We start from the raw sequence: 24699 nt of genomic DNA on the forward strand, positions 1-24699 counted from the left end.
GGGACCGCGCCGGACGCCGTGCCGGGCGGGAGCGCCTCCGCCTCGGCACGGGTGGGTGGGGGATGCCCGGGGGCGGCGCTCAGATCAGGATCTCGACCTCCGCGAGGTTCTCGAGGGAGACGTCCTCCAGCCGGACGCTGGCGGTCCCGTCGAGCGTCAGGCGCACGCCGTCGCCCGCCGCCGTGGCGATCGAGGCGAGGTCGAAGGGCGCCGCGAAGCCGAAGCCGGTCAGGTCGAGCACATCCTCCGCCACGTCGAAGCCGTGGATGCGGTCGGCCCCGTCGCCGGGGGCGAAGACGAAGACGTCGGCGCCGCCCTGGCCCCACAGCCGGTCGTCGCCCGCGCCGCCGATCAGCACGTCGTCGTCCTGGCCGCCCTTGAGCCGGTCGTCGCCCTCGCCGCCGTCCAGAAGGTCGGCCCCCTTGCCGCCGTCCAGCCGGTCGTCGTCGGCCCCGCCGTCCAGCAGGTCGCCGTCGTCGCCGCCGTCGAGCCGGTCGCGGCCCGCACCGCCCGACAGCCGGTCGACGCCCGCGTCCCCCGACAGGCGGTCGTCGCCGTCGCCGCCCGAGAGGTCGTCGTCGCCGTCGTCGCCACGCAGCCGGTCCTTGCCGGCGCCGCCCTTGATCTCGTCGTCGCCGCCGCCGCCGCGGACCCGGTCGTCGCCGCCGCCGGCCTCGAAGGCGTCGTCGTCGTCGTCGCCCTCCATCTCGTCGTCGCGCCTGCCGCCGCGCTCGGGCTTCGGCCCGTCCTCGTCGTCCTCGTCCCCGGCGGCCAGTTCGCCCTCGCCCAGGGCCTGCAGGCGGGCGAGGTCGTCGCCGGTCGCGGCGCGCTCGGTCTCGACCCCGCCGGCGTCGCGGGATTCGTAGACCTCGCCCTTCACCGCCTCCTCCGACCCGTCGGGGTAGGAGACCGCGATCATCCGCGGCGTCAGCTTCCACTCGGAGCCGTCGGCGAGCAGGCGGATCTGGAAATCGGCGCCCGCGCCGATCTCCAGCAGACGCGCCACGTCGTCCTCGGTCGCCACGCGGCGCACGTCCTCGCCGCGCTTCTCCTTCAGGCGATAGACGCCGTCCTTCAGCGTCTCGCGCGTGCCGTCGGCATGGCGGATGTCGATGCGGTCGGCGCTCAGCTTCGCGCGGGAAACGGTCATGCCCATCCACAGGCCCCCTCTGGTTTCGCTCCGGGGCACCATCGCCGGTCGGGGTGAGCGAATCGTTGGAAACCGGGGTTAACGGATTGCGGGATCGCGAGAATGCGAACGGCCCGCGCCGGGGGGCGCGGGCCGCGGTCCTCCGCCGGGCGGAGGCCGATCACATGTAGTCGTACTCGTAATAGGAGTAGGACTCGGAGTTCAGCGCATACTTGTTCAGGATCACCCCCGCGATCGGGATCATCTCCGACAGCTGCCGCTCGCAGTCGTCGAGGTTGCGCACCTTGGTGGTGCCCGCGGCGGCGATCAGCAGGGCGCAGTCGACGTAGTTCATGAACGACATCGCGTCGTCGGAGGCCAGCATCGGCGGCAGGTCGAAGATGGTCACGTCGGGCTTCAGCACCCGGTCCATCTCCTTGAGCGCCTCGGCCGCGTCGGGGTGCTGGAGCAGCTCGGCCGAGTGGCGGAACGACTGCGAGGTCGGCCCCACGGCGAGGTTGTCGCCCATGCGGATGAAGAACTCCTCCGGCCGCACGCCGCCCATCAGGTAGTCGCCCATGCTGAGCTGGCTGTCGAGGCCGATGACCTTGCGCACCTGCGGCCGCTTGAGGTCGACGTCGCACAGCACGCAGCGCGTGTTGCGCTGGCGCGCGAAGGAGAAGGCCAGGTTGGTCGCGATCATGGTCTTGCCGCAGGACATGGTCGGCGAGGTGACCGCGATGGTCTTCCAGTTGTTGGCCTCCATCATGCGCAGGATCTTGGTGCGCAGGATGTCGAAGGGCACGTGCGCCGGATCGTCCTTGGTGAAGGTGACGATGCGGTTGCGCGTCAGCATCTCCTCGTCCGGCTCGATCTGCTGCAGCGCCAGCCAGCCCGGCGGCGTCTCGTAGCTGTCGAAGTCGGTGGGCCGGGGGGCGACGGGCGCCTCGCCCAGGGTGGCCGCGCGGGCCTGCTTGGCGCGGTTGATGGCGGCCTTGATGCGTTCCATGGGTCTCTGGGCCTTTCGAAGGGACGCGACGCGGACGGAGGCGCGCGCCCCGGCGCGGGCCGGGGCGCGGGGGCGCAGGCGTCAGAGCCTCAGGCGGGACCTCACCAGGTCCATGAGCGAGTCGATCTTGGTCTTCTCGATGATCTTCGCGCCGACCAGGTCCAGGGGCATGTAGTAGACATGCACCAGCGCGGTGGCGGCGACGACGCCGGCCACGGCCAGCACGATCATCGTCCAGCGCACGCGCGAGCGGCGGCGCACCTCGGCGTCGGTGTAGATGTAGGGGATCACCGCCAGCGGCTGGATGTCGAGCGTCGAGATGATGTCCGACGGCCGCCGGATGGCGCGGTTCAGGAACTCCAGCAGGAACACCAGGCCCAGGCCCGCGCCGGTGCCGCCGCCGAAGCCCAGCAGCAGGATCTTCAGGCGGTTGGGCTTGTCGGGCGAGTCCGGGACCTGCGCCTGCTCGATCACCTCGAAACGCTCGGCCTGCTGCTTGAGCTCGAGCTGCTCGCCGGTGGCGGAGACCGCCAGCTTGGCGCGCGCGGTGTCGTACTGGCGCTGCAGGCCCTCGTAGTTCCGCTGCAGGGCGTTGAGCGCCATCTGGGTGTTCGGGGTCTCGGCGATCGAGCGCTCGAGCTCCGATTCCTGGCGCTCCAGCTCGGCGATCTCGTCGGCCATCTGGTCGAGCTGGGTGTCGATCAGCCCGATCTGCTGGTTGGTCTCCTGCAGCTTCTCTTCGAGGAAGGAGGAGGAGTTGTTGCGGATCGCCTCTTCCTGCTTGGCGACGTCGGCCGCGATCAGGCTGTCCATCGCCATGATCCGGGTCTTCAGCGCCCGGATCTCGGGATGGGTCTCCGAGAGCACGGCGCTGCGCAGCTGCAGCTCGCGCTCGAGCTCCTCCTTGGCGCGTTCGGAGGCGGTCTGCGGACGCTCCTGCTCCAGCAGGATCGAGGGATCCTCCTTGAGGTCCATCAGCGTCTTGCGCTGCTCGCGCAGGTCGGCCATCTCGCGGTCGAGGAGCTGGATGCGCTGCTGCACGCGCTGCACCTGGTTGGTGCGGAAGTCGAGCGTCTCGGGCAGGGTGGCGCGGTTGGCGCGCTTGAACTCCACCATCTGGCTCTCGATGGCGGTCAGCTCGCCGCCCAGGCGCTGGCTCTCCTGCTCGAAGAACTCGTAGGTGTCGGCGGCGCGCGCGGTGCGCAGCTTCAGGTTGTTCTCGAGGATGCGGGTCACATACTCGTTCGCCACCCGGGCGGTGACGCCGGGATCGCGGGCGGAGAAGGAGATGGTGAAGGTCATCGCCATGCCGCCGCCGCGGCCCGAGCTGGTGCCCAGCGCCTCGCTGCGGAACACCGACTGCTCGCGCATCGCCGCGACGATCTCGGTGGGGGTCATGTCCGGCTCGGAGCGGAACACGTCGTACTGCGCCGCGATCTCGAGCAGGTTGTCGCGGGTCATCAGGCGCTGCTGGATCACCCGCAGACGCTCGGCCGCGTGGCTGGTGACGGTGGACTGCACCAGGTCGGTGGGGATCTGCTGGCTTTCCACCAGGATCCGCGCGCGCGAGGTGTAGGCCGCCGGCAGCAGCACCGCCGCCGCCGCGAAGCCGGAGAAGATCAGCACCGCCGTCAGCAGGAAGATCGGGAACCTGCGCAGCAGGATCGACAGCAGGTATCGCGGATCCAGATCGTTCAGCATGGCTCGCCCCCTGAAAGCCGTACGCGGCGGGTCATCCGTTGCGGTCCCATACGCCGTGGAACATGTTCGGGTCTCCCCGCGGGCCGTCCTGCGACGACGACCCGTGGGAGGATGTCGGCTCGCCCTCGGGCGCGCCCCAGCGGCTGCGGGCGGGCGCGGCCTCGCCCCAGCCGCCGGAGGCGGCGGGCGGCTCGCTCCAGCCGTGGGCGGGGTGCGGCAGGCCGAGGGCGGCCTCGGCGCCCCCGGCGGTGACGGCGGCGAAGACGCCGGACTGGCGGCGGTCCTCCAGCACGTCGCGCACCAGCGCCGCGTCGGCCACCGGCCGGTCCTCGGAGAAGGCGTAGACCAGGGCGTAGTCGCAGAGCTGGTTGATCAGCCGCGGGATGCCGCGCCCGGCCAGGTGGATCAGCCGGCGCGCCTCGGCGTCGATGATCTCGCGGTCCGCGCCGGCATGGCGCAGCCGGTGCTGGATGTATTCGTCCGCCTCCTCGGCGGTCAGCGCGCGCAGGTGGAACTCCGCCGCGATGCGCTGGGCGAACTGCTGCAGGATCGGCTGGCGCACCAGGTCGCGCAGCTCCGGTTGGCCCACCAGGATCAGCTGCAGCAGCTGGTCCTTGTCGGCGTTGATGTTCGAGAACATCCGCAGCTCCTCGAGCGCCAGCGGCGAGAGGTTCTGCGCCTCGTCGAAGATCAGCGCGGTGCGGCGGCCGGCGGCGTATTCCTCGATCAGGAAGGTCTGGAACTGCTTGAACAGCTGCACATAGCTCAGCCCCGGCTCCACCGGCAGGTCGAGCGACATCAGCACCCAGTGCAAGAGCTCCCCGCGGTCGCCCTGGGCGTTGGAGATCAGCCCCACCGAGAAGTCCTGGGGCATGTCGTCGAGCAGCTTGCGCACCAGCGTGGTCTTGCCCGAGCCGATCTCGCCCGTGATCATGGTGATCGGCGAGTGGGCCGCGACGCCGTATTCCAGCATCGTGTAGGCCTTGCGGTGCGGCGTCGCCCAGTACAGGAAATCGGGGTCCGGCAGCAGCGAGAACGGGCGCTCGGTCAGGCCGAAGTGCTCGTTGTACAGACGCGACAGGTCACGCACGCGCAGGCCCTCCCGCCGGGAGGGCCGTCGAGGCGGCCCGCCCGGTCGCCCGGGCGGTCGTCGTATCGAGGCCTGGCCTCACTGGGTCACCCCCTGTCGCGCCGCGTCGCGCTTCTTGGCCTCTTCCTCGCGCTGGCGCAGGGCGTCGGCCTCCAGCGCGTCGATGCGCGCCAGCACCTCCTTCGCGGTGTCCTTCTGGGGGAAGTTCACCTGCTCCGAGAGCTGCAGCGCGCGCTGCACCTGCTGGCGACCCTGGGCGAGCTGCCCGTTCGCCGCCAGCACGACGCCCAGATGATACTGCACAAGCGGGTTCGTGGGCAGCCCCTCGGCGGCGGCGCGCACGATCGGCAGCGCCTCGGCGCTGCCGCCGGTCAGGTGCAGCAGCCAGCCGTAGGTGTCCATCAGGTGCGGCTGCTTGGAATCCCGGAAGCGCTTGGCGATGTTGAAGGCCCGCTGCACCTGCTCGGGATCCTCGGCGCGGTGGTCGGCCAGCAGCGAGGCGAAGTTGTTCGCCACCACCGCCGAGTTCGGCCGCTCGCGGTAGAGCTCGGCGTAGATCTCGATCGCGGCGTCGAAGTTGCCGGCGTATTCCTCCTGCATCGCCTGGGTCAGGCGCAGGGACACGTCGTCGTCGTTCATCGCGACGCCCTTCTCGAGCGCCTCCGACATCTCCTCGGTGCGGCCCATCGAGTTGTAGATCCGCGCCAGGCTCGCGTAGGCGGCGGCGTTGTCGGGCTCCAGCTCGATGGCGCGCTGCAGGTCCTCCTCGGCCAGCTCCAGCTCGCCGCGGCCCGACAGGATCGAGGCGCGCAGCACCAGGGCGGTGGTGTCGTCGGGATCGTCGGCCAGCCGCTGGTCGAGGAAGTTCACCGCCCGCTCGATGTCGCCGCCGGCCAGCAGGGCGCGCACCAGCGAGATGGTGCCAGCATCGCCGTCCTTGCCCTTGGTCACCAGGCCCTCGAGGATGTCCGCGCTCTCGCTGAACTTGCGCTGGCCCAGGGCCGCGCCCGCCTCGATGCGCGCGGCGGCCTCGTCCTCGGGATTGATCTCGCGCAGGCGGCGCGCGATCTGCTCGGCGGCCGACCACTGCTGCTGGCGCAGCTTGATCTGGGCCAGCGTCAACAGCAGCGGCGGCAGGTCGCCCCGGCGCTTGATCGCGTCCATCAGCAGGCTCTCGGCCACGTCGACCTTCTGCGCCTCGACCAGGGCGGTGGTGTAGCGCAGCACGATCTGGGGATCGAACTCCGAGCGCTGCACCGCCTGGGCCATGCGCTCCAGCGCCAGCTCGCGGCTGCCGTCGCGCTCGTAGGCGGAGGCGAGCATCATCATCGCCTGCACGTCGTCGGGCGCCACGTCGAGCGCGGTGCGCAGGTCGCGGATCGCCCGCTCGTTGTCGTCGACCACCAGGTAGCGCGAGGCGCGCAGGGTCAGCGCGGCGGCGTTCTTCGAGTCGATCTGCAGCAGGTCGCCCAGCAGCGCGTCGGCGGCCTCGTACTCGCCGTTGCGGATGTGGATCTTGGCCCGTTCCATCGCGGCCTTGCCGCCGCCGTCGGTGCCCTTGTGGGCGACGATGACCTTGTCGAGCCGCTCCACCGCCGCCGCCTCGTCGCCCTCGCGCAGGTCGAGCGCGGCGAGCGCCAGGTCGTATTCCACCAGCGCGTCGGGCTGCGAGGCGAGGCGCACCAGCTCCTCCCGCGCCCGGGCGGGGCCGTAGGCGGAGTTGAGGAACCGCGCCACGTCCAGCGAGCGCTGGAATTCCTTGGGGTTGTTCTCGGCGATGGCGCGATACTGCGCCTCGGCCGCCTCGAAGTCGTTGCGCAGCGCGTACCAGCGCGCCAGCGCCTCGCGGAAGCGGTCGGTCTTGGGGTAGTGCTCCACCACCCGCTCGAGCTGCGGGCCGATGTCGTCGATCCGGCCCAGCTTCTCCAGCAGGCCGAGGCGGATGACGTTGAACGACAGGTCCCCGTCGTCGAGCGCGAGCCCCGCGTCCAGCGCCTCGAGCGCCTCCTTGTCCCGGCCTTCGTCGACCAGCCAGGCGACGCGCACCAGGCGGGCGGTGACCTGGGAGGGGTCCTCCTCCAGCACGCCGTCGGCCATGGCCAGCGCGCCCTCGCGGTCGCCGCGCTTGTAGTCGATCGAGGCGCGGATGGCGCGCACGCGCACGTCTTCGGGGCGCTGCTCCATCGCCACCGCGATGTTGCTGTCGGCCTCGTCGAGCTGGTTGGCCACCAGCATGATCTCGGCCATGTCGATGCGCGCGTCGACATGGTTGGGCTGCTGGCCCAGGATCGCGCGGAGCTGCCCCACCGCGCCGTTGATGTTGTTGGTGTCCTTGTAGAACTTCACCATCTCGTAGCGCGCCACGACGTTGTCGGGCTGCAGCTTGATGGCGTTGCGGAACTCGAGCTGAGCCTGGAAGGGCTTGCCCGACTCCATCAGGGCGAGGCCGCTTTCGAGGTGGGACTGCGCCCGTTCCTCGGCGGAATCGCATCCCACGAGTGTGGTTCCCACGGCGGCCGCAAGAACCACCGAGAAGGCCCTGGCACGAAACTTCATGTCGCCTGCATCCCCAAACACGGAATCGACCCGCTCCCCGGCCGGCCGGATTCCCCAGAAGCACGGCGCCCTCGCTTCCGTGCCTTGCATCGTCGCTCGACGACCCCGCGATTCCCCACTGCGACGCGCCGAGTCGTCCTGTCGCTCTCCCTACTCCGTTTAACCTGCATTCAGGCTGAATTCCAAGACGAACGCGCCCGCCGGTTGCGGCGATCCACCGCGTAAACCCTGATTTCATGCTCAAACTCTCGCGACTTGCACCGAAGTCGGGCATTGTTTCCGCGCCACCGCAACGCGAGCGGGGCGCGGCGCGACTCGCCGCCCGTTCACATTCGCTTTTCGCCGATCCCGGCGGCGGGCGGCCCGGGGGGAGGGGGGGCACATGGCGCCCGTGCAGCGGCTATCGGACCGGCAGCTCGAGGCGCGGATCGACGCGCTCTCCTACCGCGGCGGCCCCCGGCCCGAGGGCAAGACCTTCGTCTACGCCTTCGAGGACGGACCCGATCCGGAGGCGCCTGAGTTCATCTCCGGCCACCGCCCCTGGACGCGGGCCGGCAAGCTCGCCGCGCGCGACGCGATGGACGCGTTCGCCGACGTCCTCGACGTCTCCTTCCGCCCGGCCCGCGAGGGGGAGGCCGCGGACCTGACCTTCCTGCGCGCCGACGACCTCGGCGGCTCGGCCGGCTGGGGCAGCTTCCGCTACGTGGGCGACGACTGGACCGCCTGGGTCGCGATGCGCTCCGATTCGGCGACCGACCGGGCCCTGCTGATGCACGAGATCGGCCACGCCCTCGCCCTCAAGCATCCCGGCGACTACGGCGGCGCGCCCGGCCCGTTCCTGCCCGCGCGCGAGGACACGACCGACTATACGGTGATGTCCTACGAGGACGGCCGCCACGCGCCCGCGACGCTGATGATCTACGACGTCGCCGCGCTCCAGGACCGCTGGGGCGCGAACGACGCGGCCCATCTCGGCCGCACCCGCTGGACCGCGCCCGAGCCGGGGGAGGCGGCGGTGATCTGGGACGCGGGCGGGCGCGACGCGCTGGTCCACCGGGGCGGGTCCCCGGCGAGGATCGACCTGCGGGAGGGGGCGTTCTCCTCGCTCGGCGGGGTGAACGACGTCGCCATCGCCTACGGCACGACGATCGAGACCGCGGTCGGGGGCGGGGGCGACGACCGGCTGACCGGCAACGGCGCGCGCAACACGCTCAAGGGCGGGGGCGGCGACGACCTGCTGCGCGGCGGCGCGCGGCAGGACCGGCTGCTCGGGGGCGCCGGCGACGACCGGCTGGACGGGCAGGGCGGCGCCGACCGGCTGAAGGGCGGCGGCGGCGTGGACGAATTCCGCTACGCCCGCGGCGGCGGCGCCGACGTGATCCTCGACTTCGAGGCGGGGGAGCTCGTGGTCCTCGCCCGGGTGAAGGGCTTCCGCGCGCTCGACATCGCCGACGCGGGCGGCGACGCGCAGGTCACGGGCCGGGGCGTCGACCTGCTGCTGAAGGGCGTGGCGGCGGACGATCTCGACGCCGGCGACTTCCAGTTCCTTTGAGACGCGGACGGCCGCCCCCTGGGGAGGGCGGCCGCCGCGGCGCCGGGGGCGCGGATCACTCGAGGTCGACGGCCCCGGCGTCGGAGGCGGCCAGCGGCGCCCCGTCGAAGGACTGCGCCACCGTCTCGGCCGAAGGGGCCTCGGCCTTGACGATGCCCTTGCCCACGATCCAGGCGGCCTCCTCGACGATCAGCTCCAGCAGCTCGCGGTCGAGCTCGAGGCCGATCTCGACCTCCGACCACATCGCCGCCAGCGCCTCCTTGGGCATGGCGCCCTTCAGGTTCGCCAGCACCGCGTCCTGGGCGGCGGAGGGATCCTCGGCCACGTCCTCGTCCGCCTTCCACAGCGCATGCATGAAGGCGTTGAACACCTCCGGCCGGTCGCGCAGCGCCTGGCCGTTGGCCGTCAGGATGTAGTGGACCGCGTAGCCCGGGGCCTTCAGCTCGACGTAGTTCTCCCCCAGCGCCTGCCTGGCGGCGGCGTAGAAGGTGGGGAAGGTGACCATCGCGTCCACGTCGCCCCGCGCCACCGCCGGCGCGAGGTCCGCGGGCCCGGCGTTGATCACGTTGGCCGTGACCCCCGCCTCCGCCAGCACCTTGGAGAGGTAGAAGTCGACGTTGGTGCCCAGCACCGTGCCCACGTCGCGCCCGGCGAGGTCGGCGGGCGTCGCCAGCGGCCCGGCCTCGGCGTTGCCGATGATGCGCGAGCCGCGGTAGCGCGCGAGGTCGCCGATCACCCGGAAGTCCTGCACCCGCAGGATGCCGACGGCGGCGGGGAACTCGGCCATGAAGGCCACGTCCACCTGGCCGCCGATCAGCGCCTCGAACCCCTCGCGGCCCGAGGGGAAGGAGACGATCTCGACCTCCACCCCGGCCTCCTCGAAGTAGCCCTTGGCGAGGGCCACGTCGACCTGCGGGGTCTGGGGGTTGGGGGTCCAGGCGAAGACCAGCTTCTCGGCGGCGAGCGCCAGCGAGGGCAGGGAGAGGGAGGCGGCCGCGACGGCGGCCAGGAGGGCGCGTTTCATGGTCGAAATCTCCGGTAGGGGGCGTAGGGTCGATAGGGTCAGGCCGCGAGCCGCTCGGGCTCGCCGCGAAGCAGGTCCAGGATCCGGGCGCGCGCGGCGAGCTGGACCTCGTCGAAGCGCGCGGCGGAGCGGGGGCGGGGCTGGTCGAGGTCGAGGGTCTCGACGATCCGCCCCGGGGCCGGGGACATCACGTGGATGCGGTCGGCGAGCACCAGCGCCTCGTCCACGTCATGGGTGATGAACAGCACCGTCGCCCGGTGCGCCCGCCAGACCTGGGTCAGCAGCTCGTGCATCCGGCTCCGGGTCTGGGCGTCGAGCGCGCCGAAGGGCTCGTCCATCAGCAGCGCCTTGGGGCCCGCGGCGAAGGTGCGCGCGATGGCCACCCGCTGCTTCATCCCCCCCGAGAGCTGGCCCGGATACTTCCGCTCCTGCCCCGCGAGGCCCACCTCGGCCAGCGCCGCGCGGGCGCGGGCCTCTAGCTCGGCCCGGGGCAGGCCCAGCCGGCGCAGGGCGAACTTGACGTTGCCGAGCGCGGTGAACCACGGGAACAGGGCGTATTGCTGGAAGATCACGCCGACCTCCGGGTCCGGCCCGGCGACGGGCTTGCCGTCGACCCGGATCTGGCCCTCGGAGGGGGCGAGGAACCCTCCGACCGCGTTCATCAGCGTGGATTTCCCGCAGCCCGACGGGCCGATGATCGCGGTGAAGGTCCCCGGCTCCAGCCGCAGGGCGGTCGAGGTCAGGGCGCGGGTCGCGCCGCCCTTGCCGGGGAAGTCGATGGCCACGTGGTCGATCTCGACGAGTCCACGCTCGGGGCCTCGGGTATCGGTCGGGGTCATCACGCCTGCTCCCAGTGCACGAGGCGCCGCGAGATGCGGTGCACGATCTGGTCCACCACGGCGCCGGCGACGCCGAGGACGATGAGAAGGGCGAACATGCGGTCGGTGCGCACGTACTGGCGCGCCTCCTGCAGCCGGTAGCCGATGCCGGACGAGGCGCCGGTCAGCTCGGCCGCCACCAGGCTCAGCAGCGCCAGCGCCACCCCCAGCCGGAGCCCCGCCACGATGTGCGGCGCGGCGGCCGGGATCACCACCTGCACGAACTCCCGCAGGCGCGAGGCGCCGAGCGAGCGCGAGGCGCGGATGTAGATCTCGGGCACGTACTGCATGCCGTGATGGGTGTTGAACCACACCGTCAGGAACACCGTGTAGGCGATGACGAAGTGCTTCGAGCCCTCGCCGATCCCGAACCAGACGATGGCGACCGGCACCAGCGCGATGGCCGGGATCGGGCGCATCAGGGTCAGGAACGGCCCCAGCAGGATCTGGAACAGCTTCGTGCGCCCGGTGGCGAGCCCCACGACCACGCCCAGCGTGGCCCCGATCAGGAAGCCGACGGCGGCCCGCCCCAGCGAGACGCTCAGGTCCTGCGCCAGCACCCCCTGCGCGGCCATCTCCATGAAGGCCTCGACCACGGTCCAGGGCGCGGGGAACAGCGCCTCGTTCACCGAGCCGGAGGCCGAGACCCCGGCCCACAGCGCCAGCACGAAGCCCAGGCTGATCGCGGGCCGCAGCGGCCCTGCGAGCGTGCGCCCGATCGCCGGCAGGCGCGCGGCGACGCCGGGCCGGTCGGCCTCGGACGCGGGCTCGACGGAGGGGGGGCGTCGGTCGGTCATCATCTCCACTACAGCCACGAGACGTCCTCCCGGGCATATCGGTACGCACGGAACACGCTGTTGTGATGGCCGCCGATCATCCGGTCCATCCCGGGCTCGGGGTAGGGGCCGAATTCGGGGATGATGAATTCCCAGACCACCTCGCCCGCGGGCGTGACCTCGAAGAGGCGCCCGGTCGAGGATTCGGTGATGAAGGTGTTGCCGTTCGACAGCCGCTGCGCCCCGCCCATGTAGGGCGAGAAGAAGCTGGGCGCATCGGGATCGCGGTATTCCCACACGATCGCGTTGGTCGCCGGATCCACCTCGATCACCCGCGAGAAATGCGAGGACACGCCCGGCCGCATCGTGCCGTTGTCGAAGACCAGCACGGCGCCGTCGTCGAGCTGCACCGGCGTGTGCTGCTGGGCGAGCACGTCCTGTCCGATGACCCAGGCGACCGCTCCGGTGTCGCGCCGGACCGCGATCACGCCCGAGGTGGTGCGCAGGCTCATCAGGACCAGCCCGTCGCGCGCGTCCCACAGGCCGTTGATCATCGGCCAGTGCTGGAGGTCGAAGACCGGCTGAGTGGGGAAGTCCTCGGGGCGCAGATGCTCCCAGCTCTTCCACTCCCACACCGTCTCGCCGTCGCGGTTCACCTGGCGGACCACGTCGCCGTAGACCCGCGCGCCCGCCTCGCCGCCCAGCCGGCGGACCATCTCCGCGGGCAGGGGGTGGGCGGCGGTGTAGAGGATGTCGCCGTTCGCCAGCCACTGCGCGTCGTGGTGGTGGGCGGGGTCGACGTGGCGGCGGACGATCTCGCCGTCGGGCGCGACCTCCATGAAGTCGCCGCCGCGCCAGAGCGGCCAGATCGGGTAGAGGACCGGACCGTCCTGGCAGGAGCCGTTGTAGCCCAGGTTCCCGTTCGCCAGCAGCACCGCATGGCGGCCGGGGCGAACCGGCAGCTGCCAGCGGTGCGCCTCGCGGCCCTCCTCGTCGACCAGCTTCACCAGCCCCCCCGCGGTCTGCGGCGCATAGAGGGTCAGCCCCCCCGAAGCTGCGCGCGGGATCGTTGCAGGTCAGCCCGGTCAGCCGCCTGCGGAAGGTGACCTGATCGGGCGCCGCGCCGGATGCGGCTTGCGTTATCGGGAGCGTGCAGGTCATCTGTCTCGGCCTCCGGTTGCGCCCTTGCGCGGCGGGCAAAAAGGATTTGATGGGTCTAGAAAAACGTTTTTCTGACCCAGCGTGAAGCGAAAACCGCCAGAAGGCGGGCAGATTCCGCAGTCTGCACAGTTTATGCGCAGGGTCTGCGCGTTACGTAAGCGGAATCTGCGGGGGGACGGGTGCGCATGACGGCGAATCGGGGACGAAAGGTCACCATCCTGGATATCGCGCGGGAGCTGAACGTGGCCCCCTCGACGGTGTCGAACGCCCTCTCCGGGCGGCGCTACGTGGACGAGGACCTGGTGGCCCGGGTCAAGGCCACGGCCGCGCGGCTGGGCTACCGGGCCAACCCGGTGGCGCGCCGGCTGCGCTCGGGGCGGGCCTCGGCCATCGGCCTGTTCTCGGCGATGCCCTTCGCCATCACCGGCGGCAGCTCGCGGCTGGGCTTCATGATGGAGATCGCGGCCACGGCGGCGGAGGAGTCCATGCGCGCCGGCCTCTCGCTGATGCTGATCCCGCCGATGGAGGCCTCGCCCTCGGTCGAGGACCTGCTGATCGACGGCGCGCTGCTGATCGAGCCCGCCCGCGACGACCCCTTCGCCCAGCTCCTCGACGCCCGCGGCCTGCCGGTGGTGCGCATCGGCCGCCAGCCGGGGCGCGACGACGCGCCCGCCGTCGACCTGCGCTCGGCCGAGACGGCGGCCCTGCTGCTCGCCCATCTCGAGCAGGCGGGCGCCCGGCGGATCGCGCTGATCACCGCCTCCGCCCGCCGGGCCAGCCACGAGGAGACCGAGGCCGAATACGCCCGCTTCGCCGCGGCCCGGGGCATGGCGCCCCTGCACCTGCAGCTCGACGAATCCGGCGGCCAGGCGCTGGGCCGCGCCGAGACCCTGCGCCTGCTGGCCGAGCATCCCGAGGTCGACGCGATCCTCGCCATGGTCGACGTCTTCGCCGCCGGCGCCTGCGAGGCGGCCCATGCCGCCGGCCGCACGATCCCCGGCGACCTGCGCATCGCCACCCGCTACGACGGCCCCCGCTCGCTGGCCGCGGATCCGCCGCTGACGGCGGTGAACCTCAGCCTGCCGGAGGTGGCCCGCGCGGCCGTGAAGATGCTGATCCCGATGATCGAGGGCGAGCCCGCCCCGACCCGGGTCCGCGCCCCCGACGCGAGCCTGACGGTGCGCGCCTCCACCGCCGCCTGACCGACCGGGGCCGCCGCCTGGCGCGGCGTCCCTACGCCTCGTTGCTCAGGACCACCGTGCCGGAGGCCGCGAACATGCCCCCGACGCCGTGGACGAGCGAGATCTTGGCCCCCTCCACCTGCGCCGGCGACACGCCGCGCATCTGGCGCACGCCCTCCTGCAGCGCATACATCCCGTACATGCCCGAGTGCATGTAGCTCAGCCCCCCGCCGTTGGTGTTCAGCGGCAGCCGGCCGCCGGGGCGGGTGTGCCCCTCGGCGATGAAGGCGCCGCCCTCGCCCCGGCCGACGAAGCCCAGGTCCTCGAGCCCGTAGACGGGCAGATGCGCGAAGGCGTCGTAGATCATCAGGTGGTCGACGTCGGAATGCGCGATCCCCGCGCTCTCGAAGGCCAGCCTTCCGGAGGTGCGGAAGGCCGCCGAACTGCCGAAGTCCTTCATCTGCGAGACGACCGGCGTCTCCGCCCCCTCGCCCACGCCGCGGACGTAGACGGGGCGGGTGGGGAAATCCTTCGCCCGGTCCGCCGTGGTCAGCACCAGCGCCCCGCCGCCGTCGGTCACCAGGCAGCACATCAGCAGCCGGAACGGCCAGGCGATCATCCGGCTGTTCAGCACGTCCTCGACCGTGATCGGGTCGCGGAAGCTGGCGCGGGGGTGGAAGGCCGCCCACTCGCGCTGCACCACCGCGACCATGGCGAGCTGCTCCTCGGTCAGCCCGTCGTCCTTCATCTTGCGCAGCACCGGCAGGGTGAAGCGGTTCGGCGGCGCGGTGACCCCGTAGGGCTGCTCGAACTGCTGGTCGAACAGCGCCGGCGCGATCGAGGGGCCGTAGCGCCCCAGCTTCGAGCGCCCGCTCTCCCCGTGCGTGATCAGCACCGTGCGGCACAACCCCGCCTCCAGCGCCGCCACGGCGTGACGCACATGGACCATGAAGGAACAGCCGCCGACCGAGGTCCCGTCGACCCAGGACGGCGCGATGCCCAGGTAATGCGCCACCTCCACCGCGTTGTGGCCGGCGGTCGCGACCCCGTCCACGTCCTGGATGGTCAGCCCCGCGTCGGCGAGCGCGTTCAGCGCCGCGTCCGCGTGCAGCCCGATCTGGGAGAGGGTGGGGATGCGGCCCAGCTCGGTGGTCTCGGCCGCCCCCACGATGGCCACGGAATTCGGGGTCATGCCGCGCGCCCCTTCGCCGGGCGGAACTGGGGCAGCGAGATCTCGTCGCTCAGCCGCTCGAACGTGACCTCGAGCGGCATGTCGAGAACCAGCGCCTCCGGCGTCTGGGGGCAGTCGAGGATGTTGGACATCATCCGCGGCCCTTCCTCCAGCTCCACCACCGCGATGGCGTAGGGGGCCGTGAAGCCCGGCGCCGGCAGGTGGTTGATGACGTAGGAATAGAGCCGCGCTCGCCCCGAGGCGCGCTCGACGCGCACCTCGCGCGAGCCGCACTCGGGGCAGAAGGCGCGGGGCGGGAAATACGCCTTGCGGCAGTCCGCGCAGCGCTGCAGGCGCAGCTCGCCCGCGCGCGCGCCCTCCCAGAAATGCGCGGTCTCGGGGGTGGGGACCGGGATGAAGCGGGTGGGGTCGCTCATGCGCGTCGCTCCCTTGCGGCGGAGAGCGGCCGTCGCTCACCTGTCGGCCGGCAGGTTTCGGGTCCGGCGAGGCCAAGTCAAGTGCGGCGTGCGCGGGCGACCTGCGCCTTGCGCGTTTCGCACAGCGGGACCTGGCGCCGCAGGCCCGCCGCAGACCGCGCGAAGCGCGTGCACCGCGCGTTATAACACGATAAGGAAAACGAAAGACCTGCCGGCCGACAGGCGACGAAGGAGGAGCGACCAAGTGAGCGAATTCCGCGAGGACGAGAAGCACCCGGGCGTGTGGGCGGTGCGGACCCCCGACAAGCCGGCGTTCGTCCACCAGGTCACCGGCGAATCGATCACCTACGCCGAGGTCGAGGCGCTCTCGAACCGGGTCGCCCATCTGGCGCGCAGCTTCGGCCTGCAGCGCGGCGACCACGCGGCGGTGTTCCTCGAGAACCGGATCGACTACGCGCCGATCTTCTGGGGCTTCCTGCGCGCGGGCATGAAGGTCACCCCGATCCCGACCCACCTGACGCCGGAGGAGGTGGACTACATCCTCGACGACTCCGGCGCGAAGATCCTGGTGACCTCGCAGGCCAAGCGGCCGGTGGCCGAGCAGCTCCGCGGCCCCAGGGTGCTGCCGGGGGCGCGCTTCATGCTCGACGACGCCGGCGGCGGCTTCGTCTCGCTGGAGGCGGCGCTGGCGACGTTCCCCGACCATCCCATCGCCGACCAGTCCGAAGGCTCGGAGATGCTCTATTCCTCGGGCACCACCGGCAAGCCCAAGGGCGTGGTGCGCCCGATGTCCGAGGCGCCCTTCGGCACGCCCACCAAGGGCATGGTGCTGACCTGCGAGCGCTGGGGGATCACCGACGAGACGGTCTGGTTCCACCCCGCGCCGATGTATCACGCGGCCCCCATCGGCTACGCCCTGCGCGTGATGCGCTGGGGCGGCACGATGATCGTCTCGGCCAAGTTCGACCCCGAGGCGGCGCTGGCCACGATCGAGAGGCGCAGGGTCACGCATTCGCAGTGGGTCCCCACCCATTTCGTGCGCATGCTGCGCCTGCCCGAGGAGGCGAAGGCGAAATACGACCTCTCCTCCCTGCGCTGCGCGATCCATGCCGCGGCGCCCTGTCCCCCGCAGGTCAAGAAGGCGATGATCGAGTGGTGGGGCCCGGTGATCGAGGAATACTACGCCGGCTCCGAGGCCAACGGCGTGGTCACGATCACCTCGCGCGAGTGGCTGGAGAAGCCCGGCTCGGTCGGCACCCCGATCCTCGGGCGCACCCGGATCTGCGACGACGACGGGAACGAGGTTCCCACGGGGACCGAGGGCACGATCTATTTCTCCGACGGGCCCGGCTTCGCCTACCACAACGACCCGCAGAAGACCGCCGACAGCAAGAACCGGCACGGCTGGACCACGCTGGGCGACGTGGGCTACGTCGACGCCGACGGCTACCTGTTCCTGACCGACCGCAAGACCTTCATGATCGTCTCGGGCGGGGTGAACATCTACCCCGCCGAGATCGAGAACCTGCTCGCGACCCATCCGCGCGTCGGCGACGTGGCGGTGATCGGCGTGCCGGACGAGGAGTTCGGCGAATCCGTCAAGGCGGTGATCGAGCTGCCCGAGGGCGCGGTCCCCTCCGACGAGCTCGCGCAGGAGATCATCGCCTTCTGCCGCGCCCACCTCAGCCACGTGAAGTGCCCCCGCAGCGTCGACTTCGTCGACCGGCTGCCGCGGGCGGACAACGGCAAGCTCTACAAGCGCCAGCTCCGCGACAAGTACTGGGAAGGCCGCGACCGCCGCATCGCCTGAGCGCGGCGACAAGCGCCACCGTCAGGGGCGGCCTCCGGGCCGCCCCTTCGCGTTCCGCATCCGCCCCGGGCGGCCGGCCCCCGTCGGACCGGCGTCCGCCCCCCCTCCCCGGCCCCCATTGCGCGGCCGGCCGGCGGCGGAGGCGCCGCGTCGGGCCGCGCGCGGGCGGGGGATGGAACGCTCGCGGCGCCGGGCGGGCGGGGTGCAGGTCGCCCGGGGGCGTGAGGCGCAGGCCGGACCCTGCCGCAGGCGCGCCGTGCGTGGCCGGCCGCGGAGGCGCCGCGACGGGCGTCGCGCGGGGGCAGGCGGATCGCGCGCGGCGCGGGGCGGGCGGGGTGCGGGACGCCCGGGGGCGAGAGGCGCAGCCCGGGCCTTGCTGCGGACGTATCGTGCGGCGCTGGCCGGGGAGGCGCCGCGTCGGGCGTCGCACGGGTGGCAATCCGATCGCGCGCGGCGCGGGGCGGCCGTAGCGCGGGGCGGCCCAGACGCGGGCCGCCCGGGGCGGGGTCCGAGCGGCGCGCCGCGGGCGGGGGGCCGGCGACAGGCGCGGCCGCAGACGCGGCGCCCTTCGGCCCGCCTGCCGCGGGATCCGCCCGCCACGGGCGCCGACCACGGGCCGCGCCGCGAGCGGGTCCCGGGCCACGGGCGCGACGCCCGACGCGGCGCCTCCGGCAGGCCGCCGGGCGCGCGCCCGGGGTCCGCGCCGCCGCGCCTTGCCTGCGGGCGAAGGCCTCCGCTAGCCTCCCTGCGATCCGCGGGCGGGCCGCGGGGCAGGGGAGACCGCGATGCTCACGCCCTTCGGGACCGACCTCTGGCTGGCCGAGGGGCCGGTGGTGGAGGGGATGGCGGGGTTCCGCTTTCCCACCCGCATGGCGCTGATGCGGCTGGGTGACGCCGGCCTCGCCGCCTGGTCGCCCGTAGCCCCGACCGAGGCGCTGCTGGCGCAGGCCGAGGCGCTGGGCCCCGTGCGCTGGCTGATCGCCCCCAACGCGCTCCACCACCTGTTCCTGCCCGACTGGGTCCGCGCCTTCCCCCGGGCCCGCGTGCTCGCCGCCCCCGGGGTGCGCGAGAAGCGGCCCGAGCTGGTGATCCACGCCGTGCTGGGCGCGGACCCGGTCCCCTCCGCCTTCGCGGGCGCGCTCGACCTCGCCCCGATCCGGGGCAACCGCCTGTTCACGGAGGTCGCGCTGTTCCACCGCGCCAGCCGCACGGCGATCTTCACAGACCTGCTGCAGGCGCTGCCGCCGGGGTGGTTCAGGGGCTGGCGGGGGCTGGTGGCGAAGCTCGACCGGATGCAGGAGGCGGAGCCGACCGTCCCGCGCAAGTTCCGCATCGCCTTCCGCGACCGCGCGGCGGCGCGCGCCTCGCTCGCGCCCGTGCTCGCCTGGCCGGCGGAGCGGCTGGTCGTCGCCCATGGCGCGCCGGTGGAGCGCGACGCGGCCGCGCTGCTGCAACGGGCGTTCGGCTGGCTCCAGGAGGGTCGCGGGCGCTAAGGCCTAGTCAGGCGGCGGCGTCGCCGACCGCGGCGCGGGCGAAGCCGGCGACCTGGCGGCCCAGCGCCTCGAGCTGGCCGCGGATCTTGGCGTCCTCGCAGCCGCCGTCGGGGCCGAACACCGGCTCGGCGGTGTTCACCGCCACGCCCAGCGGCGTGTTCCAGCCGCGCAGCGCATGCACCACGTCGCGCAGCGCGTTCATCGTGGTCACCGCGCCCTGCCAGCCGCCGCCGGTGGCCACGGCGCCCACGGCGCGGCCCTCCAGATAGGGCCGGGCGTCGGTGCGCAGATCCTCGATGTAGTCGATGGCGTTCTTCACCAGCCCCGACATGCCGCCGTGATAGCCGGGCGAGCCCAGGATCACGCCGTCCGAGCGTCGGATCGCCTCGATCATCCGGCTGGCCTCGTCGCTGCGGCGCTCGTCCTCGGGCGAGTAGGGGGGCAGGTCCAGCGCGCGGCCGGCGATCAGCACCGTCTCGCAGCCCTCCGCCTCCGCGGCGTCGAGGGCGATGCGAAGGGCTTTCTCGGTCGAGGAGAAGTCGCGGAGCGTGCCGCCGAGACCGACGATGAGGGGCTTTCGGGTCATGCCGAGACCATAGGCGCGCCCCAACCGGCGCGCAAGCGAGGCCCCCGCGGAAAGCCGCCGCGGCCGCGCGATTCCCCTGCGCGCGGGACAGGTCTGCGCCGGGCTTTCATGCAGGCGGCAGGGGAGGCGCCGCGCGGGCGCCTCCGCCGCGCTCAGGCGCCCTTGAAGGCGGGCCGGCGCTTCTCGAGGAAGGCGGCCACGCCCTCCTTCACATCCTCGGTGCAGAACAGCAGCGCCTGGGTGTCCGCCTCGGCCGAGAGCATGTCGTCGAGGCTCATCGGACCCCGCGCCAGCGTCTGCTTGGAGGTGGCGACCGAGAGCGGCGCGCAGCGCGCGACCTCCTCGGCCATCGCCAGCGCCTTCTCCACCGCCTCGCCCGGCGCGCAGATCTCCTCGACGAGGCCCCAGTCGGCGGCGGTCTGCGCGTCGATCGTGCGCCCCGTCATCGCCAGCAGCTTGGTGCGGCCCATGCCGATGCGCGCGGGCAGGGTGTGGAACACGCCCAGGTCCGGCATCAGCCCCAGCTTGCCGAAGGGCAGCGAGAACTTCGCCTCCGACGAGGCCACCACCATGTCGCACATCGCGGCGATCGAGAGGCCCGCGCCCACCGCATAGCCCTCGACCGCGGCGATCACCGGCTTGGTCCCGCCCTGCACGATCTTCACCAGCCGGTGCACGTCCTGCAGCCGCGCGCGCCCCGAGGCCGCGGTGATCCCCTTCATCGTGGAGATGTCGCCGCCCGCCGAGAAGCAGCCGCCGGCGCCCGCCAGCACCACGGCGCGCACGTCGGGGTCGGCCTGGGCCTCGGCCATCGCCTGGATCAGCGCCGGGCGCAGGGCCATCGACAGCGGGTTGCGCCGCTTGGGATCGTTGATCCAGACCAGCGCGGTCGCGCCGATCCTCTGGGTCACGCAGACGGGGTCGTCGACGCCCGGCTCGACCGGGGCCTCCTGGTGGTCCTTCATGGGCTCTCCTCCTCCTGCGGTCCGGTTGGCCCGGCCGCGAACGTCGGCGGCCGGGCGGGCCGGCCGCGGGATCTCAGCGGCTGAGCATCGGCGCGATCGAGCGCCCCAGGTGCACCAGCCTCGGGCCGACCTCGGTCTCCAGCTTCTCGCGGGTGGCGAGGAAGCCGGGGCCGGCGGCGTTGATCGCCATCGCCTCGGTCTTGTCGGGCGAGACCACGGGAACGGCCGCGGCGCGGATGTCGGACTGCCACTCGCCGTCGGCGATGCAGTAGCCGCGCTCGTCCACCTGGGCCTTGGCGTCGAGGATGCGCGACTTCAGGTCGGGCCACTTGTCCCCGAGCTTGCGGGCCAGCCGCTCGAAGATGAACTCGCGGTCCGCCTCGGCGATGCCGGCCAGGAACGCGCGCCCCAGCGCGGTGGTCGCCAGGTCCACCCGGTTGCCCACGTCCAGCCGGATGGTCGAGACGGTGGCCGGGTGGCAGGCGTCGACGTAGATCATCCCCAGCCGGTCCCGCGCCCCCAGCGCGATCGACATCTCGGCGTCGTTGGCGAGCTTCTGCATCGGCTCGCGCGCCACCAGCCGCACCCGCAGGGAGGAAATCACCGGATAGCCCAGCGTCAGCAGGGCGGCGGTGGGCTCGTATTTCGACAGGCGCCGGATCAGGCGCAGGTAGCCCAGCTCGGTCAGCGTATGGGTCAGGCGGGTGATCGTGGCCTTGGGCAGGCCGGTGATCTCGGCCAGCTCCGAGTTGCCCAGCGGCGCAGGCCGCGCCGAGAACGCCCGCAGGATCTCCAGCCCCCGCGCCAGCGCCCAGACGAACTTGCGGTCATGGGCCAGGCGTTCGGACTGCTCGCCGTCCAGGTCGAGCGGCACGGCCGAGCGGGAGGAGACCGGCGCGGATGCGGGCTTGTCCTCGGGCTCTCCGGCGGCGGCGTTCCTGGGCATGGGCTCTCCTTGGGTGATCTTCCCGAAGCCTTGTCCGATACGCCCCCGGTTGTCCACTTTCGCGTGAGCGGGCCGGGTCGCTGATCGGCACGAGGCCGCGCGGGTGCGGTTGCAGATACCGCATGGCGGAACGTCGCGCCACCCTGCCGCCACTGGACCCAGGGTCGCTTTTGTCCGACACTCCGCGCCGACCGCCGCCCGCTTCCCCCCGCGAGAGGGAGCCCAACGAGACGGCAGACCCCACGCCCGCGCCCCGCGCGGACGCCGAGAGAGGAGACGCTCATGTCATCGCCTTTCCGGTTCGACCCGGTGCAGATGCCCGATGTCGAGCCGCAGCTTCGCGCCGAGGTGCGCGAATTCCTTGCCGAGTGGACCCCGAAGTTCACGCCCTGGAAGATCGGCCATTCCTGGACCGGGCTCGACCGCGAGTTCTCGAAGGCCGTCGGCGCCAGGGGCTGGATCGGCATGACCTGGCCCAGGGAATACGGCGGGCATGAGCGCTCGGCGCTCGAGCGCTACGTGGTGATCGAGGAGATGCTGGCCGCCGGCGCCCCCGTCGGCGCCCACTGGATCGCCGACCGCCAGTCCGGCCCCCTGATCCTGCGCGTGGGGACCGAGACCCAGAAGAAGAAGTGGCTGCCGCTGATCTGCTCGGGCGAGGCCACGTTCTGCATCGGGCTTTCCGAGCCCGACTCGGGCTCCGACCTCGCCTCGGTGCGCACCCGCGCGACGCGCGACGGCGACGGCTGGCGCCTGTCGGGCCGCAAGATCTGGACGACGAACGCCCACCACGCCCAGGCGATGATCGCGCTGGTGCGCACCTCCGGCGGGCCCGACGACCGGCACAAGGGCCTCTCCCAGGTGCTCGTCGACCTGTCGCTGCCTGGCGTCGAGATCCGCCGCATCGCCGACATGACCGGCGAGGCGCATTTCAACGAGGTGACCTTCGACGACGTCCAGCTCGGCCCCGACGCCCTGGTCGGCGTCGAGGGCGCCGGCTGGGCGCAGGGCATGTCGGAACTGGCGTTCGAGCGCTCCGGCCCCGACCGCTTCCTCTCGGCCTTCCCGCTGATGCCGCTGCTGGTCGACGAGATCGCCGCCGCCGGCGAGCCCGACCGCCTCTCGGCCCGCGCCATCGGCCGTACGCTGGCCGAGCTCGCCGCGCTGCGCGAGATGTCGGTGTGCACCGCCGGCATGCTCGACCGCGGCGAGGACCCGGCCCAGGAGGCCGCGGTGATAAAGGAAGTCGGCGTCACGCTGGAACAGCGGATGCCCGAGATGGTGCGCGACCTCGCCCCCGGGGCCCTTCCCGGCGCGGTGGAGGGGGACCTCGCCGAGATGCGGGCGGCGGTGGCGCAGCAGGCGCCCACCTTCAGCCTGCGCGGCGGCACCCGCGAGATCATGCGCGGCATCATGGCCAAGGGGATGGGTCTGCGATGAGCCTGGACACCGATACCGCGACCCTGCTCGCCGACCAGCTCGACCGGCTGTTCGCGCAGAAGGTCGACGCGAAGCTCCTGCGCAAGGTGGAGGCCGGAGAGCCCGCCGCCGCCCTGGAAGCGGAGGTGGAGGCGCTGGGCCTGACCCTCGCCCTGGTGCCCGAGGAGGCCGGCGGCGCCGGGCTCGCCTGGTCCGAGATCGGCGGCGTGCTCGAGTCGCTGGGCCGCTTCGTCGCCCCCCTGGCCCTGGCCGAGCGCATGGCCGCCGGCTGGGCGATGGCGAAGGCCGGCATGGAGGTCCCCGAGGACGTGCCGCTGGCCACCTGGGACCGCCTGACCCTTTCGGGCGACAAGGTCTCCGGCACGGCGACGATTCCCTTCGGCCGCCCCGGCGCGAAGGTGCTGGCGACCGCCGGCGAGGGCGAGGCCGCGAAGCTGGTCCTGCTGGAGATCCCCGAAGGGCGGGCCCTGCCGACCATCGGCCGCGACCCGCGCCTGCTGGTGGAGTTCGCCTCCGCCGCGCCCCTCGCCTCCGCCCCCGACCCGATGGGCGGCGAGGCGCTGCCGGCGGCGCTGGCGGTGGTGCGCGCGGGCCAGATCGCGGGCGCGATCAACCACGCGCTGGCCGAGTCGATCGACTACGGCAACACCCGCGTGCAGTTCGGCCGGCCGATCGGGAAGTTCCAGGCGATCCAGCACCTTGTGGCCGAGCAGGCCGGCGAGGCCGCGGCCGCGAAGGCCGCCGTCCAGCTGGCCCTGCGCGGCATGGACGAGGCCCCCTCCTGGCAGGCCGCCGCGGTCGCCAAGATCCGCGCGGGGCTTGCGGTCGAGCCGGTCTCGGCCGTCGCCCACGCCGTCCACGGCGCCATCGGCGTGACCGAGGAGCACATGCTCCACCACACCACCCGGCGCCTGTGGCAGTGGCGCGACGAGGCGGGCGACGAGAACGCCTGGTCCGAGCGGCTCGGCCGCGCCGCCATCGCCGGCGGCGGGGGCGAGCTGTGGAAGACCGTCGTCGCCCTCTCGGGCGGACGCTGACGACAAGCGCGGGGGGCTTCGGCCCCCCGCTTCCGTCTCAGGCCAGCGCCACCATGCGGATCTCGACCAGCGCGCCGGGCAGGGCGAGGCCCGCGACCTCGACGGCCGTCCAGGCGGGGCAGGGCTCGGCGAATCTCTCCCCCAGCGCGGCCATCATCAGCGGCATCTGCTGGGGCAGCCCGCCCTCGGGGCCGGCCACGTGGAAGGACATGATCTCGACCACCGCCTCCCAGCCGCGCCCCGCCTCCTTCAGCACCTGGGCCTGCAGGTCGAAGGCCGCGGCGATCTGGCCCGCCGCGCCCTGCGCCAGCTCCGGCGGGGTCAGCGAGACCAGCCCCAGCTGGCCCGACAGGTGCAGCAGCCCCCCCGCCCGGATCGCAGGCGTGAAGCGGTAGGCCCGGTAGTGGGCCATGCCGGGCGGCGTGATTCCCTCGCGCATCGGCGGATTCCTTTCGGTTACGTTGCGGCCGGCCGGCCTGGCGGCCCCCATGAGGCCCCATGACTGTTGCGCCCGCCCGGGAAACCCTCTATCCGGGCGCCGGCGAAATCCATGGGTCCGCCGCGCGACCCGACGAATGTGAGGAAAGACCGCGATGGCGAAGGCGAAGTTCGAGCGCAATAAGCCGCACGTCAACATCGGCACGATCGGCCACGTCGACCACGGCAAGACGACGCTGACGGCTGCGATCACCAAGTACTTCGGCGAGTTCCGCGCCTACGACCAGATCGACGGCGCCCCCGAAGAGAAGGCCCGCGG

General features: G+C 72.6%; 22 protein-coding genes. 7 read left to right on the top strand and 15 right to left on the bottom strand.

The features are described from left to right. Positions 1-79: 79 nt before the first annotated feature. From BM064_RS28295 to BM064_RS02805, 5 genes are all read right to left on the bottom strand, one after another. Positions 80-1150 (bottom strand): calcium-binding protein, encoded by a 1071-nt coding sequence (locus tag BM064_RS28295; protein ID WP_281244847.1) that lies wholly within the window; start codon positions 1148-1150, stop codon positions 80-82. A gap of 160 nt (positions 1151-1310) precedes the next feature. Continuing rightward, complete coding sequence (locus BM064_RS02790) at positions 1311-2138, bottom strand: CpsD/CapB family tyrosine-protein kinase (protein ID WP_092857578.1); 828 nt, start codon at positions 2136-2138, stop codon at positions 1311-1313. 81 nt (positions 2139-2219) lie between these two features. Then, positions 2220-3839, bottom strand: coding sequence for a GumC family protein (locus BM064_RS02795; RefSeq protein ID WP_092857580.1), 1620 nt, complete (start codon positions 3837-3839; stop codon positions 2220-2222). Between the two features lie 31 nt (positions 3840-3870). Next, a complete protein-coding gene (locus BM064_RS02800; protein WP_218160924.1) occupies positions 3871-4929 on the bottom strand; it encodes an ExeA family protein in 1059 nt (352 codons plus the stop codon). A gap of 78 nt (positions 4930-5007) precedes the next feature. Next, entirely contained in the window at positions 5008-7485 is a 2478-nt protein-coding gene (locus BM064_RS02805; protein WP_177236125.1) for a tetratricopeptide repeat protein, read from the bottom strand. A 382-nt stretch (positions 7486-7867) separates the two neighbouring features. On the opposite strand from BM064_RS02805, the gene BM064_RS02810 reads away from it, so the two are divergent. Then, positions 7868-9037, top strand: coding sequence for a M10 family metallopeptidase C-terminal domain-containing protein (locus BM064_RS02810; protein ID WP_092857584.1), 1170 nt, complete (start codon positions 7868-7870; stop codon positions 9035-9037). A gap of 55 nt (positions 9038-9092) precedes the next feature. Here BM064_RS02810 and BM064_RS02815 read toward each other — a convergent pair whose 3' ends face one another. Genes BM064_RS02815 through BM064_RS02830 form a run of 4 tightly spaced genes read right to left on the bottom strand, consistent with a single transcriptional unit; the run spans position 9093 to position 12722 of the window. Beyond that, entirely contained in the window at positions 9093-10061 is a 969-nt protein-coding gene (locus BM064_RS02815) for an ABC transporter substrate-binding protein (RefSeq protein ID WP_092857586.1), read from the bottom strand. A gap of 38 nt (positions 10062-10099) precedes the next feature. After that, on the bottom strand, positions 10100-10900 hold the full coding sequence (locus BM064_RS02820) for an ABC transporter ATP-binding protein (protein WP_092857588.1): 801 nt from the start codon (positions 10898-10900) through the stop codon (positions 10100-10102). Next, entirely contained in the window at positions 10900-11754 is an 855-nt protein-coding gene (locus BM064_RS02825; RefSeq protein WP_245779022.1) for an ABC transporter permease, read from the bottom strand. The genes BM064_RS02820 and BM064_RS02825 overlap by 1 nt, the downstream gene beginning before the upstream one ends. Further along, positions 11745-12722 carry an aryl-sulfate sulfotransferase gene (locus tag BM064_RS02830; protein ID WP_245779023.1) on the bottom strand — a complete coding sequence of 326 codons (978 nt, stop codon included), beginning with the start codon at positions 12720-12722 and terminating at the stop codon, positions 11745-11747. Before BM064_RS02830 ends, BM064_RS02825 begins: the two co-directional genes overlap by 10 nt. Before the next feature lie 339 nt (positions 12723-13061). Here BM064_RS02830 and BM064_RS02835 point away from each other — a divergent pair, with 339 nt between their 5' ends. Continuing rightward, entirely contained in the window at positions 13062-14078 is a 1017-nt protein-coding gene (locus BM064_RS02835) for a substrate-binding domain-containing protein (RefSeq protein WP_092857590.1), read from the top strand. A 31-nt stretch (positions 14079-14109) separates the two neighbouring features. On the opposite strand, the gene BM064_RS02840 is transcribed toward BM064_RS02835, so the two are convergent. After that, positions 14110-15249, bottom strand: a complete 1140-nt coding sequence (locus BM064_RS02840; protein ID WP_092857592.1) for a thiolase C-terminal domain-containing protein — start codon at positions 15247-15249, stop codon at positions 14110-14112. Beyond that, entirely contained in the window at positions 15246-15665 is a 420-nt protein-coding gene (locus BM064_RS02845; RefSeq protein WP_092857594.1) for a Zn-ribbon domain-containing OB-fold protein, read from the bottom strand. Before BM064_RS02845 ends, BM064_RS02840 begins: the two co-directional genes overlap by 4 nt. 244 nt (positions 15666-15909) lie before the next feature. Here BM064_RS02845 and BM064_RS02850 point away from each other — a divergent pair, with 244 nt between their 5' ends. Together BM064_RS02850 and BM064_RS02855 are read left to right on the top strand one after the other, a co-directional pair. Further along, on the top strand, positions 15910-17475 hold the full coding sequence (locus BM064_RS02850) for an acyl-CoA synthetase (RefSeq protein WP_218160925.1): 1566 nt from the start codon (positions 15910-15912) through the stop codon (positions 17473-17475). A 785-nt stretch (positions 17476-18260) separates the two neighbouring features. Continuing rightward, complete coding sequence (locus tag BM064_RS02855; protein ID WP_092857596.1) at positions 18261-18968, top strand: DUF4336 domain-containing protein; 708 nt, start codon at positions 18261-18263, stop codon at positions 18966-18968. 7 nt (positions 18969-18975) lie between these two features. Here the strand turns inward: BM064_RS02855 and BM064_RS02860 are convergent, their stop codons facing one another. The 3 genes from BM064_RS02860 to BM064_RS02870 all read right to left on the bottom strand — a co-directional run bounded on the left by BM064_RS02860 (position 18976) and on the right by BM064_RS02870 (position 21465). Next, positions 18976-19554, bottom strand: coding sequence for an NADPH-dependent FMN reductase (locus BM064_RS02860; protein WP_092857598.1), 579 nt, complete (start codon positions 19552-19554; stop codon positions 18976-18978). Positions 19555-19706: 152 nt separating this feature from the next. After that, positions 19707-20519, bottom strand: a complete 813-nt coding sequence (locus BM064_RS02865) for an enoyl-CoA hydratase/isomerase family protein (RefSeq protein WP_092857599.1) — start codon at positions 20517-20519, stop codon at positions 19707-19709. 73 nt (positions 20520-20592) lie between these two features. Beyond that, complete coding sequence (locus BM064_RS02870; protein ID WP_092857601.1) at positions 20593-21465, bottom strand: IclR family transcriptional regulator; 873 nt, start codon at positions 21463-21465, stop codon at positions 20593-20595. Between the two features lie 282 nt (positions 21466-21747). Between BM064_RS02870 and BM064_RS02875 the strand changes: the two genes are divergently transcribed. Both BM064_RS02875 and BM064_RS02880 read left to right on the top strand, forming a co-directional pair. Next, positions 21748-22905: an acyl-CoA dehydrogenase family protein gene (locus BM064_RS02875; RefSeq protein WP_092857603.1), complete on the top strand. Its 1158-nt coding sequence runs from the start codon at positions 21748-21750 to the stop codon at positions 22903-22905. Then, on the top strand, positions 22902-23942 hold the full coding sequence (locus BM064_RS02880) for an acyl-CoA dehydrogenase family protein (protein WP_092857605.1): 1041 nt from the start codon (positions 22902-22904) through the stop codon (positions 23940-23942). Before BM064_RS02875 ends, BM064_RS02880 begins: the two co-directional genes overlap by 4 nt. A gap of 37 nt (positions 23943-23979) precedes the next feature. On the opposite strand, the gene BM064_RS02885 is transcribed toward BM064_RS02880, so the two are convergent. Beyond that, on the bottom strand, positions 23980-24381 hold the full coding sequence (locus tag BM064_RS02885; RefSeq protein WP_177236126.1) for a Rid family hydrolase: 402 nt from the start codon (positions 24379-24381) through the stop codon (positions 23980-23982). A 154-nt stretch (positions 24382-24535) separates the two neighbouring features. Here BM064_RS02885 and BM064_RS02890 point away from each other — a divergent pair. After that, on the top strand, positions 24536-24699 hold a 164-nt coding region (locus BM064_RS02890; RefSeq protein ID WP_245779038.1), incomplete at its 3' end, for a GTP-binding protein.

It is taken from the genome of Albimonas pacifica (genome assembly GCF_900113695.1).
Classification (GTDB): Bacteria; Pseudomonadota; Alphaproteobacteria; order Rhodobacterales; family Rhodobacteraceae; genus Albimonas; species Albimonas pacifica.